14 protein-coding genes are annotated in these 12,379 nt (G+C 72.0%); 12 read left to right on the forward strand and 2 right to left on the reverse strand.

Annotated features, from left to right (window positions below; all coding sequences use genetic code 11):
• The first annotated feature begins 126 nt into the window (after positions 1-126).
• Together AC27LF_RS04335 and AC27LF_RS04340 are read left to right on the forward strand one after the other, a co-directional pair.
• A complete protein-coding gene (locus tag AC27LF_RS04335) occupies positions 127-1,254 on the forward strand; it encodes a ferrochelatase (protein WP_479657759.1) in 1,128 nt (375 codons plus the stop codon).
• A complete protein-coding gene (locus tag AC27LF_RS04340) occupies positions 1,251-2,087 on the forward strand; it encodes an inositol monophosphatase family protein (protein ID WP_479657758.1) in 837 nt (278 codons plus the stop codon). Before AC27LF_RS04335 ends, AC27LF_RS04340 begins: the two co-directional genes overlap by 4 nt.
• Positions 2,088-2,271: 184 nt before the next feature.
• On the opposite strand, the gene AC27LF_RS04345 is transcribed toward AC27LF_RS04340, so the two are convergent.
• Positions 2,272-2,445: a hypothetical protein gene (locus AC27LF_RS04345; RefSeq protein WP_351737074.1), complete on the reverse strand. Its 174-nt coding sequence runs from the start codon at positions 2,443-2,445 to the stop codon at positions 2,272-2,274.
• Between the two features lie 414 nt (positions 2,446-2,859).
• On the opposite strand from AC27LF_RS04345, the gene AC27LF_RS04350 reads away from it, so the two are divergent.
• From AC27LF_RS04350 to AC27LF_RS04365, 4 genes are all read left to right on the forward strand, one after another.
• Positions 2,860-3,513, forward strand: a complete 654-nt coding sequence (locus tag AC27LF_RS04350) for a response regulator transcription factor (protein WP_007387794.1) — start codon at positions 2,860-2,862, stop codon at positions 3,511-3,513.
• 6 nt (positions 3,514-3,519) lie between these two features.
• Positions 3,520-4,752, forward strand: a complete 1,233-nt coding sequence (locus tag AC27LF_RS04355; RefSeq protein ID WP_479657757.1) for a sensor histidine kinase — start codon at positions 3,520-3,522, stop codon at positions 4,750-4,752.
• Positions 4,753-5,223: 471 nt separating this feature from the next.
• Complete coding sequence (locus tag AC27LF_RS04360) at positions 5,224-5,520, forward strand: DUF4193 domain-containing protein (RefSeq protein ID WP_351348258.1); 297 nt, start codon at positions 5,224-5,226, stop codon at positions 5,518-5,520.
• A 13-nt stretch (positions 5,521-5,533) separates the two neighbouring features.
• Positions 5,534-6,493 carry a hypothetical protein gene (locus AC27LF_RS04365; protein WP_479657756.1) on the forward strand — a complete coding sequence of 320 codons (960 nt, stop codon included), beginning with the start codon at positions 5,534-5,536 and terminating at the stop codon, positions 6,491-6,493.
• Between the two features lie 37 nt (positions 6,494-6,530).
• Here AC27LF_RS04365 and AC27LF_RS04370 read toward each other — a convergent pair whose 3' ends face one another.
• Positions 6,531-6,998 carry a DUF3093 domain-containing protein gene (locus tag AC27LF_RS04370; RefSeq protein ID WP_479657755.1) on the reverse strand — a complete coding sequence of 156 codons (468 nt, stop codon included), beginning with the start codon at positions 6,996-6,998 and terminating at the stop codon, positions 6,531-6,533.
• Positions 6,999-7,747: 749 nt separating this feature from the next.
• On the opposite strand from AC27LF_RS04370, the gene AC27LF_RS04375 reads away from it, so the two are divergent.
• The 6 genes from AC27LF_RS04375 to AC27LF_RS04400 all read left to right on the forward strand — a co-directional run bounded on the left by AC27LF_RS04375 (position 7,748) and on the right by AC27LF_RS04400 (position 12,115).
• Complete coding sequence (locus tag AC27LF_RS04375) at positions 7,748-7,951, forward strand: hypothetical protein (RefSeq protein ID WP_479657754.1); 204 nt, start codon at positions 7,748-7,750, stop codon at positions 7,949-7,951.
• Positions 7,952-7,962: 11 nt separating this feature from the next.
• Complete coding sequence (locus AC27LF_RS04380; RefSeq protein ID WP_479657753.1) at positions 7,963-8,547, forward strand: PaaI family thioesterase; 585 nt, start codon at positions 7,963-7,965, stop codon at positions 8,545-8,547.
• A gap of 56 nt (positions 8,548-8,603) precedes the next feature.
• Positions 8,604-9,140 (forward strand): dUTP diphosphatase, encoded by a 537-nt coding sequence (gene dut / locus AC27LF_RS04385; protein WP_479657861.1) that lies wholly within the window; start codon positions 8,604-8,606, stop codon positions 9,138-9,140.
• 1 nt (position 9,141) lies between these two features.
• The gene (locus AC27LF_RS04390) at positions 9,142-9,906 is read left to right on the forward strand and encodes a DUF3710 domain-containing protein (protein ID WP_479657752.1); all 765 of its coding nucleotides are present in this window, start codon (positions 9,142-9,144) and stop codon (positions 9,904-9,906) included.
• 267 nt (positions 9,907-10,173) lie between these two features.
• On the forward strand, positions 10,174-11,352 hold the full coding sequence (locus AC27LF_RS04395) for an alginate lyase family protein (RefSeq protein WP_479657751.1): 1,179 nt from the start codon (positions 10,174-10,176) through the stop codon (positions 11,350-11,352).
• Between the two features lie 67 nt (positions 11,353-11,419).
• The gene (locus tag AC27LF_RS04400) at positions 11,420-12,115 is read left to right on the forward strand and encodes an ABC transporter ATP-binding protein (protein ID WP_479657750.1); all 696 of its coding nucleotides are present in this window, start codon (positions 11,420-11,422) and stop codon (positions 12,113-12,115) included.
• Positions 12,116-12,379 lie beyond the last annotated feature (264 nt).

Raw genomic sequence — 12,379 nt, forward strand, 5'->3', positions numbered from 1 at the left:
AGAGCTGATACAGCTTACGAGTTAGGTCACCCTAATGCACCTGGAAAGTCGCGGGAAATCCGCCCGGAACCGCACTCGTCACCCCGCCGTTTCCCGGCCGTCAGCGCCGGGTGGCAGGATCGAGACATGCCAGACGCGCTCGATGCCAGCCCCTACGACGCCCTGCTCCTGCTCTCCTTCGGCGGCCCCGAAGGCCCGGACGACGTGGTCCCGTTCCTGGAGAACGTGACACGGGGCCGCGGTATCCCGAAGGAACGCCTCAAGGAAGTCGGCCGGCACTACTTCCTGTTCGGCGGGGTCAGCCCCATCAACGACCAGAACCGCGCCCTGCTCGCCGCCCTGCGCAAGGACTTCGCCGAGCACGGCCTCGACCTGCCGGTCTACTGGGGCAACCGCAACTGGGCGCCGTATCTGACGGACACCCTGCGCGAACTGGTCGCCGACGGCCACCGCCGCGTCCTGGTCCTCGCCACCAGCGCCTACGCCTCCTACTCGGGATGCAGGCAGTACCGCGAGAACCTGGCCGACGCGCTGGCCGCCCTCCAGGCGGACGGCCTGGACCTGCCGAGGATCGACAAACTGCGGCACTACTTCAACCACCCCGGCTTCGTCGAGCCCATGATCGACGGCGTGCTCGACGCCCTCGCCGACCTCCCCGAGGACGTCCGCAGCGGCGCCCACATCGCCTTCACCACCCACTCCATCCCGACCTCCGCCGCCGACACCTCGGGCCCCGAGGAGGCGCACGGCGAGGGCGGCGCCTACGTCGAGCAGCATCTGGACGTGGCCCAGCTGATCGCCGACGCCGTCCGGGAACGCACCGGCGTCGACCACCCCTGGCGGCTCGTCTACCAGTCCCGCTCCGGCGCCCCGCACATCCCGTGGCTGGAGCCCGACATCTGCGACCACCTGGAAGAGCGGCACGCCGCCGGGGTGCCCGCCGTCGTCATGGCCCCCATCGGCTTCGTCTCCGACCACATGGAGGTCCTCTACGACCTCGACACGGAGGCGAAGGCCAAGGCGGAGGAACTGGGCCTGCCGGTGCGCCGGTCGGCCACGGTCGGCGCCGACCCGCGGTTCGCCGCCGCGATCCGTGAGCTGGTCCTGGAGCGCGCCGCCGCGGAGAGCGGGCGGGCCGTCACGCGGTGCGCCCTCGGCGCGCTCGGCGCGAGCCATGACGTCTGCCCGGTCGGCTGCTGCCCGGCCCGCGCCCCCAAGCCGGCCGCCGCGGGCGCCGACAGCCCCTACGCATGAGGAGCCCCGTGACCGAGACCCTGCACCCGCAGTACGCGGACCTGCTCGCACTCGCCCGGGAGGCCGCCCGCCGCGCGGGCGAGCTGCTGCGGGACGGCCGCCCGGCCGACCTCGCGGTGGCGCGGACCAAGTCGAGCCCGATCGACGTCGTCACCGAGATGGACATAGCGGCCGAGAAGCTGATCACCGGCCTGATCGCCGACCACCGCCCGGACGACGGCTTCCTGGGCGAGGAGGGCGCCTCCAGCGAGGGCACGAGCGGCATCCGCTGGGTGATCGACCCGCTCGACGGCACGGTGAACTATCTCTACGGGCTGCCGACCTGGTCCGTGTCCATCGCGGCCGAGCAGGACGGCGAGACCGTCGTCGCGGTGGTGGCCGCCCCGATGCGCGGTGAGACGTACCACGCGGTGCGCGGCGGCGGAGCCTGGGCGACCGGCGCCTGGGAGGGCGAGCGCGCGCTGTCCTGCCGCCCCTCTGCGCCCCTGGAGCAGGCCCTGGTGTCGACCGGCTTCAACTACGTGACGCAGGTCCGCACCCACCAGGCCGAGGTGGCCGCCCGGCTGATCCCGCTGCTGCGCGACATCCGGCGCGGCGGCTCGGCCGCGGTCGACCTGTGCGACCTGGCCGCGGGCCGCCTCGACGGCTACTACGAGCGCGGGCTGAACGCGTGGGACATGGCCGCGGGCGACCTGATCGCCCGGGAGGCGGGCGCCCTGACCGGCGGACGCCCCGGAGAGCGGCCCTCCCGCGATCTGACGGTCGCGGCCACCCCCGGCGTCTTCGAGCCCCTCCAACGCCTCCTGGAAGACTTCGGAGCCTGGCACGACTGAACACCCGACACCGGCCGGGCCGTCCGAGCCCGCCGTCCGAGCCCGCCGACCGATGGACAGACCGCGAGACCGCTGCCCATGCCTGCGCAGCGGACGGCAAGGTTTCCGGCCGAGCCCGGCCGACCGGACACGACAGAACCCCGGCGCTGGATTCGCCGGGGTTCTGTCGCTGCGCTACGGGCTGTCAGACGCTGGTCGCGCCGACCTCCACACCGTGTTCGGCGGCGAGGCGCCGCAGGTCGTCGAGCTCGGCCTGCTCCACCTCCACGAGGAAGTCGTCGCCTTCGTCGCGAGCCCGGGACAGGTCGGACTCGGTCGCCTTTATGCGCTGCAGAAGTCCTGCGGTGAATGCGTCCATGCTGCGCCCCCTCGTCCTGGGTCGTGGGTCGGTGGCACGGGGGTGTGCCGTTCGGGAGGGGCGATCACGTCTCCTGCGGGTGCCCAGCGCTGCCCGTGCTGGGCGGCGACGGTGCCGGACACCCACGCCCGCTCTGCGGGAAGCGGACCGCGACGTACCACATGGTGGTACGGCACATGCAGAGCGTGATCGCGGGGTGTAAAGCCGTCCTCCCCCCGCTCCCCTCCGTGGAAACCTCAACCGCGGGAGAAAATCTGGCATTCCCGCTCCAGCACCCCGTTCCGTCCGGTCCGGGCACCCGTCTTACAGCCGACTTATGGCCGAAAAGGGCAGGATGGAGTCACACCCCATGAGGATTCCCACCCGTGCGCCCACGGTTGCGCTACGCGGGTGGACACAGGAAGGACATGCGACGTGCGCGTACTCGTCGTCGAGGACGAGCAACTGCTCGCGGATGCGGTGGCCACCGGGCTGCGCCGGGAGGCCATGGCCGTCGACGTCGTGTACGACGGTGCGGCGGCCCTGGAACGCATCGGCGTCAACGACTACGACGTGGTCGTCCTCGACCGCGACCTCCCGCTCGTGCACGGCGACGACGTCTGCCGCAGGATCGTCGAGCTGGGCATGCCCACGCGCGTGCTGATGCTGACCGCGTCCGGCGATGTCAGCGACCGTGTCGAGGGACTGGAGATCGGCGCCGACGACTATCTGCCCAAGCCCTTCGCGTTCAGCGAGCTGATCGCACGTGTGCGTGCCCTCGGCCGGCGCACCAGCGTGCCGCTGCCGCCTGTCCTGGAGCGGGCCGGGATCAAGCTCGACCCGAACCGCCGCGAGGTCTTCCGGGACGGCAAGGAGGTCCAGCTCGCGCCGAAGGAGTTCGCCGTGCTGGAGGTCCTGATGCGCAGCGAGGGCGCCGTGGTCTCCGCGGAGCAGCTTCTGGAGAAGGCCTGGGACGAGAACACGGACCCGTTCACCAACGTCGTGCGGGTGACGGTCATGACCCTGCGCCGCAAGCTGGGCGAGCCGCCCGTCATCGTGACCGTCCCCGGCTCCGGCTATCGGATCTGATGCATCGTGGCGACGACACCCGCACACCCGCAGGCGCCTCCGAAGCCCACCTGGGATCCGCGCAGACCCCAGTCGCCGTACCCCTGGCTGCGCCCGACCATCCGGATACGCCTGACGCTGCTGTACGGCGGCATGTTCCTGATCGCCGGCATCCTGCTGCTGTCGATCATCTATCTGCTGGCCGCGCAGGCGATCAACACGGGCAACCAGCCCCTGTTCAAGATCGTCAGCTTCTCGGCGCTCAAGGTCTCCAGCGAGAACTGCCCGGCGATCAACACCACCGACTTCAACCAGGCGATCAGCCAGTGCGCCGACCACCAGCGCCAGGTCGCCCTGGACAATCTGCTCAGCCGCTCGCTGCTGGCCCTGCTGGGCCTCGCCGTGATCGCCTTCGCGTTCGGTTACGCGATGGCCGGCCGCGTGCTGTCGCCGCTCGGCCGGATCACCCGCACCGCGCGCGCGGTGGCGGGCTCGGACCTGTCCCGGCGGATCGAGCTGGACGGCCCGGACGACGAGCTGAAGGAGCTGGCCGACACCTTCGACGACATGCTGGAGCGATTGCAACGGGCGTTCACGGCCCAGCAGCGCTTCGTCGGGAACGCATCGCACGAGCTGCGCACCCCGCTCGCGATCAACCGCACGCTCCTGGAAGTGCAGTTGTCCGACCCCGGCGCGCCGGTGGAGCTGCAACAGCTGGGCAAGACGCTGCTGGCCACCAACGAGCGCAGCGAGCAGCTGGTGGAGGGACTGCTGCTGCTGGCCCGCAGCGACAACCAGATCGTCGAGCGCAAGCCCGTGGACCTCGCCGAGGTCGCCTCCCAGGCCATCGACCAGGTGCACGCGGAGGCGGAGGCCAAGGGCGTGCGGATCACGGGCGAGTGCCGGCCCGCCGTGGTGCAGGGCAACGGTGTCCTGCTGGAGCGGATCGCCCTGAACCTGGTGCAGAACGCCGTGCGGTACAACGTCCCCGAGGACGGCTGGGTCGAGGTCACCACCGACGTCCAGCACGGCCAGGCGGTGCTGTCCGTCTCGAACACCGGCCCGGTGGTGCCGGCGTACGAGATCGACAACCTCTTCGAGCCCTTCAGGAGGCTCCGTACGGAGCGCACGGGCAGTGACAAGGGGGTCGGCCTCGGCCTGTCCATCGTCCGGTCCGTGACGCGCGCGCACGGCGGTCACATCTCGGCCGAACCACGCGAGGGAGGCGGGCTCGTGATGCGGGTCACTCTGCCGATGTGATGCGATCTCGCTGGGGATCCCGACGTGGATCATGTGGAGCCCGACGTGGATCCCGGCCGCAGCGGAGGCGATCTTGATCGAGGTGGCCGACACACCCGGGCTTGTTCGCTTTGCGCGGAATTTCCGGGTGGGTCGGCGGGGCTTCGCCTGTGTGATCGATCACATGGGCGGATTTCCAGCCATCTACGCTCCGTGAGCGCAAACCGAGGTGAAAAGCCGGAAAAGTCCTGGTTTTCAAGGGTCTTGATCACGGGAAGTACTCGGTGAGACGCCTTTGAGGTGCGGCATCCGGACCGTGTACGGTCCCCATCGCCATCCAAGCCGATCACTCTTGAGGAGTCCGGTTGGGTGTCGATTGAGTAACAGACCTTGATGTGAGGCAAAATCTCCGCCTCGGGTCGGGCACAAGTCCGGCCTCTCACGCGTTACGTGCGCTGGAGACACCGCAGACACCCAGAGGGGGAGAGCGACATGGCAACCGATTACGACACTCCACGCAAGACCGACGACGACGTCGACTCGGACAGCCTTGAAGAACTGAAGGCCCGGCGGAACGACAAGTCGACCGCCGCCGTCGACGTCGACGAGTTCGAGGCAGCGGAAGGGCTTGAGCTGCCCGGCGCCGACCTCTCGAACGAGGAACTGGCGGTCCGGGTGCTGCCCAAGCAGCAGGACGAGTTCACCTGCATGAGCTGCTTCCTGGTGCACCACCGCAGCCAGCTGGCCCGCGAGAAGAACGGTCAGCCGATCTGCCGCGACTGCGACTGAGGGTGGGTCGGCCGTGACTGGCTCGACCCCTCCTCGGAAGCGCCGCTTCCCCCTGCGGGGAGCGGACCATGGGCCGCGGGACGGCTCGCCCGGCGCGCGTGACGTCGAGCGGGGCTCACCCGGTGCGGGAGCCTCGCTCGAACCGGCGGCCGACCGGGGTGACCGCCCGGCGCCGACGGAGCGGCCCGCGACCGTCGCACCGACGGAGGCGACCCCCGGTCGAACGCGGCGCACAGCATGGGAAAGGACCGAGGTCGTCCGTGGCAGGGCCCGGGACCTGGCCCGGGACGGCGCCCGCAAGGGCGGCAGCCGCGCCAGGGCGGGCCTGGCGTACCTCGCCGACCGGATCATCGACATGGCCCCGCGGATTCCCGTGCGGGACCTCGCGACGCTGCGCCGGCAGTTCCCGGGCCTCGGGCCCGAGCAGATCGCGGACAAGCTCGTGGCGGGCGCGGCCCACGGAACCTCGACCATCGGGGCCGGGGTCGGTGCGGCGGCGATGCTCCCGGTGCCGCCCGCGATGCCGACCGAACTGGCCGCGGAGATCACCGGTGTCGCGGCGATCGAACTCAAGCTGATCGCCGAACTGCACGAGGTCTACGGCCTGCGGCCGCCGGGCGGTCTGATGGCCCGCAGCACCGCGTATCTGTCCTCCTGGTCGGGGGAGCGCGGGATCGACGTGATGAAGCCGTCGACGATCAACACAGCCCTCGGGGGCCACATGAAGCGCGAACTGCGCCAGCAGATCATGAAGCGGATGGTGCGCGACCTGCCGAACCTGATGCCGTTCATGGTCGGGGCCGCCGTCGGGGCGGTCATGAACCGGCGGGACACCAAGAGGCTGGCCGCGCGGATCCGCGCCGATCTGCGCAAGATCCAGGTTCCCTGGGACGAACTGTCCGAGCTGCCCCCGCTGGAGTCTCCCGCCGAACCGCTGACACCGGGGGACTTCACCGGCGAGCCGGGGCGCTGACGCGGCGCCCCTCCGGCCTGTCGCGCGCCCGGGACGATCAGGCCGCCGCGCGGCTGCGGGCCGCCTCGATCGCCGCCGCCAGCTGCTCCGGGGCGCGGGTGGACAGGTACAGGTACGGGGTGGGGTCGGCCGGGTCGGTGACCTCGACGCGGAGCGCCCGCGGGATGTAGGCGCGCAGCAGGAGGAAGGCGCGGGTGTCGGCCTTGTAGGTGCGCCAGGCGCGGGCCTCCTCCGGATCCAGGATCTCCGCCGCGCCGAGCGCCGTGACCGGGATCTTCGCCTCGCCCGCGATCAGGTGGTCGCCCACGACGCGGATGCGGAGCGAGCCGTAGGCGCTGGCCACGACCGCGGCGGCGGCCGTGCCGCCGGCCAGCCCGCCCAGCATCGGCAGCGTGCCGAAGGGGAGCAGGATCAGGGCCAGCGAGACGCCGACCAGAAAGCTGATCAGCCACCACGACCGGGGGGCGGTGAGGCGTTCGTCGTACGGGGTGCCGGAGTCCTCCATGCCCCCAGCTTGGCACGCCCCCCACCCACACCCCGAACCAGGGCACCCGCCCCCACCCTCGTCGGGAAGCGGCCCGCCGGGGCACCACCGGCCGAGGCCGCCGGGACGGGCCGCCGTGCCGCGTCGGACGATGGGCCGACCTAGTGGCCGACCGCGACGCCCGGCCGACGCGGTGGTGTCGGCCGGGCTTTCCAGCCGCTGGGCGAGCCCCGCGCGGCACCGTGTCGGCCGCCGGGTCTCCCGGGCCAGGGTTGGCGGGGCCTCCAGCCGCTCGGCGAGCCCGCCCCGGCACCGTGTCGTCCGCCGGGCGTCCGGGATGGGGCGGGCACCTGCCTGCGCCGCCGGGGGACGCGGCTCGGCGGGGCGCCCTCTGGCGGGGCCGTCGGGATCGACCCGCCGTGCCGGGTCGGGCGGTGTGGTGGTCGGCTGCGATGGTCGGCCGACGCGGTGGTGTTGGCGCGGCCCGGTCGGTGCGCCCCGTGCGGCACCGTGTCGGTCGTCGGGGCATCGGGTTCGGGGCAGCGGCCTGCGCTTCCGGGGGCGCGGCTCGGCGGGGCGCTCCCTGGCGGGGCCGTCGCGGCCGGTCGTCGTGCCGGGTCGGGCGGTGGGCGGGTGTGGTGGGCGGCTGCGATGGTCGGCCGACGCGGTGGTGTTGGGGCGGGCTTTCCAGCCGGTCGGCGCGCCCCGTCCGGCACTGTGTCGGCCGCTGGGCCACCGGGTTCGGGGTTGGCGGGGCCTCCAGCCGCTCGGTGAGCCTCGCACGGCACCGCGCCGGCCGCCGGGTCACCCTGATCCAGGGCATCCCCGGCTTCGTCGGTCGCGGTCTCGACGGACCGTGCGCGGGCGGGCTCGTTCAGCAGGTGCTGTGGGCCGTCGGCGAGGGCGACGTGCCGGCCGCCGACATCCTGCTGTGGCCGGACGTGGGGCGGGTGGTGCGGGGGGCGGGCGGGTAAGGTCTGCGGCTGTGAGTGGTAGTTCCGCGGCTCTTCAGCCCCCTGCCGACGCCGTGACGCCGGTGCGGCATCCCGATGCGCCCGCGCCCGGCGAATCGCTCGGTTCGCATTACGGACAGTGTTTCGGCTGTGGTCACGACCAGCCGCACGGGCTGCGCCTGGAGGCGCGGGCGGGCGAGGGCGTCACCCTGACCGCAGAGTTCACCGTGCAGCCCGCCCACCAGGGCGCCCCCGGCCTCGCGCACGGGGGTGTGCTGGCCACCGCCCTGGACGAGACGCTGGGCTCGCTGAACTGGCTGTTGCGGACGATCGCGGTGACGGGCCGGCTGGAGACCGACTTCGTGCGGCCGGTGCCGGTCGGCACGACGCTGCACCTGACCGCCGAGGTGACCGCGGTCGCCGGGCGGAAGATCTACTCCAGCGTGGTCGGCCGCATCGCAGGCCCCGACGGCCCCGTGGCCGTCCGCGCCGACGCGCTGTTCATCGAGGTCAAGGTCGACCACTTCGTCGACAACGGCCGCGAGCAGGAGATCCAGGCCGCCCTGAGCGACCCGGACCAGGTCCGGCGCGCCCGCGCCTTCGAGGTGAATCCGTGAGCGCCCCGCACCCCGAGCCCCCGGCGGGCTCCGTCGCCCCGGGTCCGCGTGCCCCCGTGGACGTGCTGATCCGGCGCGTCGACCCCGACGTACCGCTTCCGGCGTACGCGCATCCCGGGGACGCCGGGGCCGACCTGCGGACGACGCGGACGTGCGAACTCAAGCCCGGCGAGCGGACCGTGCTGCCCACGGGAGTGTCGATCGCCCTCCCGGAGGGGTACGCGGCCTTCGTGCACCCCCGATCCGGTCTGGCCGCCCGCTGCGGTGTCGCCCTCGTGAATGCCCCGGGGACGGTTGATGCCGGGTACCGTGGGGAGATCAAGGTGATCGTGGTGAATCTCGACCCGCGCGAGTCCGTGCGGTTCGAGCGCTTCGACCGGATTGCCCAACTGGTCGTCCAGCAGGTCGAGAGGGTCCGCTTCCAGGAGGTCGCGGAGCTTCCCGGCTCGGCGCGGGCCGAGGGGGGCTTCGGGTCCACCGGGGGCCATGCCGCGGTGGGCGGCGAGAGCGGCACAAGCGGTCAGGTCGCCGAGGGCGGCCAGGCGGGTGGGAATCGATACGCTTCGGTCGTATCCGACCGGGAAGGACAGTGACGTGTTCGGACGTCGCAAGAAGAAGGGTGCCGCCGAGGACGCGGCCGGCGAGGCCGAGCAGGTCGTCGACAGCGTCGACACCGAGGCGGACGAGGAAGAGGCAGGCGAGCCCGAGCGGCTGCGGCTCGAACCGGAGCCCCGCCCCGAAGGGCCGTGGGACGCCTCCGAGGTGCGCGACCCGGCCGAGGGCCGGGTGGATCTCGGCGGTCTGTTCGTGCCGGGCGTGGACGGCATGGAGCTGCGGGTCGAGGTCGCGGGCGACGCGATCGTCGCGGCGACCGTCGTGCTGCGCGACAGCGCCGTCCAGTTGCAGGCATTCGCCGCGCCCAAGCGCGAGGGCATCTGGGGCGAGGTCCGCGAGGAGATCGCGACCGGCATCACCCAGCAGGGTGGCATCGTCGACGAGGTCGAGGGCCCCCTGGGCTGGGAGCTGCGCGCCCAGGTGCCGGTGCAACTGCCGGACGGCACCGGTGGCTTCCAGGTCGTGCGGTTCATCGGTGTGGACGGCCCGCGCTGGTTCCTGCGCGGCGTGATCTCGGGCCAGGGCGCGGTGCAGCCGCAGGCCGCCGGGCTGCTTGAGCAGATCTTCCGGGACACGGTCGTGGTCCGCGGCGAGGGTCCGATGGCGCCCCGCGACCCGATCGTCCTGAAGCTGCCGAACGACGCCCAGATGGTTCCCGAGGGCGTTCAGCAGGAGGAGTCCTCGCGCTTCTCCGGCGGCATGGGCCAACTGCAGCGCGGACCGGAGATCACCGAGGTCCGCTGAGCGCTCCGCCGGACGCTCCGCTGGACATGCCGCGGTGTGCCGGCGCCCGTACGCGGCAGGCCGTGCCGCGGCGGAGCCGCATATCGACACAGCCGCGCGCCCCTGCGGGGCGCTGTCAGCGGCGAACGCGGCAAGGGCCGCACCCCTGGGGTGCGGCCCTTTCTCGTGTGTGAACTCTTGACGGGGTTTTGGTCTGTACCTATGGTCTCCGGCCAACGCCTCTGTTCATAAAGGCGCTCCGAGTTCACATACGAGAACGGAGTTGCTGTGCGTCGTACCCCCCTCGTCGCGGTCGTGACCGCCCTGGCCCTGGGCGTGTTAGCGGCCCCCGCCGCCCAGCGTGCCGACGCCGCCCCCACCGCCTTCGTCCACCCCGGAGTCACCGTCTCCCAGAGCCAGTTGGATTTCGCCCGCGGCAAGGTGCTGGCCGGCGCCCAGCCCTGGAAGGGCGCCTACGACCAGATGCTGGCGAGCAAGTACGCCGACCTGAACCGCACGCCCAAACCCCGCGCCACCGTCGAGTGCGGCTCGTACTCCAACCCCAACTACGGCTGCACCGACGAACGCGAGGACGCGATAGCCGCGTACACGGACGCCCTCGCCTGGTACATCACCCGGGACGCCCGCTACGCCCAGAAGGCCATCCAGATCATGGACGCCTGGTCGGCCACGATCACCAGCCACACCAACAGCAACGCGCCGCTGCAGACCGGCTGGGCCGGCTCGTCCTGGCCCAAGGCCGCCGAGATCATCAAGTACACGTACAGCGGCGGCTGGGCGAACTCCGGCCGCTTCGCGACCATGCTCCGCGACGTCTATCTCCCCGTCGTCATCAAGGGATCCAACTCCAACGGCAACTGGGAGCTGTCGATGACGGAGGCCGCCGTCGGCATCTCCGTCTTCCTGGAGGACAAGGCGTCGTACGACAGGGCCATGACCACGTTCCGCACCCGCACGGCCGCGTACGTCTACCTGGCCTCCGACGGCGACCTGCCGAAGACCGTGCCCAGCCAGAACCTGAACACCCGGGACAAGATCGTCTCGTACTGGCAGGGGCAGTCCATCTTCGTCACCGGGCTCACCCAGGAGACCTGCCGGGACTTCACGCACACCGGATACGGCATCTCCGCGATCTCGCACATCGCCGAGACCAGCCGGATCCAGGGACAGGACCTGTACGGCACCGACGTCGGCGAACGGCTGCGGCAGGCGCTGGGCTTCCAGTCGAAGTACCAGCTCGGCACGGCCGTACCCGGTTGGCTGTGCGGCGGCTCCCTCGACCTCGGGCTCGGGCCCGTCACCGAGGTCGGCTACAACGCCCTGCACAACCGCCTCGGCATCGCCATGACCAACACCCAGACGCTCACCCAGAACAACCGGCCCGCCGGCAGCAACAACCTCTTCGTCGCCTGGGAGACGCTCACCCACGGTGACAACCCGAACTGACCCGAACCCCTTGGACGGCCGGGCGTCGGACAGCCATACTGGCGCCCGGTCCTAAGGGGGAGCGCGGATGAACGTTCAGGTGGTCACCGAGACGATGGTGCGGGTCGAGGACGTGCACCGGTCGTACGGGCACGGAGCCGCCGCCGTGCACGCCCTGCGCGGGGTCTCCTTCGAGATCCCGCGCGGCGAACTGGTCGCACTCAAAGGGCGCTCGGGATCCGGCAAGACCACCCTGCTGAACGTCGTCGGCGGGCTCGACGCGCCCGACCGCGGACGGATCACCGTGGACGGGCTGGATCTCGCCGCACTCGACGAGAACGGGCTGCTTCAGCTGCGGCGCGACCGGATCGGCTTTGTCTTCCAGTCCTTCGGGCTCGTCCCGATCCTCTCCGCGGCGGAGAACGTCGGCGTGCCGATGCGGTTGCGCCGGGCCGATCCGCGCGAGCGCGAGGAACGCGTCGAGCTGCTGCTCTCCCTGGTGGGCCTCGCCGACCACGCCGCCCAGCGCCCCGGCGAGCTGTCCGGCGGCCAGCAGCAGCGGGTCGCCATCGCCCGCGCCCTCGCCAACCGGCCCGCGCTGCTCATCGCCGACGAGCCCACCGGGCAGCTGGACGCCGAGACCGGTCACGCCGTGATGGAGCTGCTGCGGGCCGTCGTCCACAGCGAGCGGGTCACCGCGCTGGTCGCCACCCATGACACCACCCTGCTGGACCTGGCCGACCGGGTGCTGGAACTGAACGACGGCAAGATCACCGAACCCTGACCCCGCCCCCGCCGAGGCCCACCGCCCGGCCTGGCTGGGGCGGCGGACGGTGGACGGTTCGGCTCGGCGGCGGGCAGCGGGTGGCGGGCGCCCCGCCCCGGCAACCGGCTGCGGGCGGCTCGTCTCGGCTCGGCGGTCGGCGATGCGCGGCGGTCGGCGATGCGCGGTGGCCGGCGCGGCCTGGTTGCCTGCGATGGCCGCCCCAACCGGCAAGGTTCGCGGTCTTTGGCCGCTGGTGGTGGCCGGACCGGCTTGGTGACCCCT

This window comes from Streptomyces diversicolor (assembly GCF_057537855.1).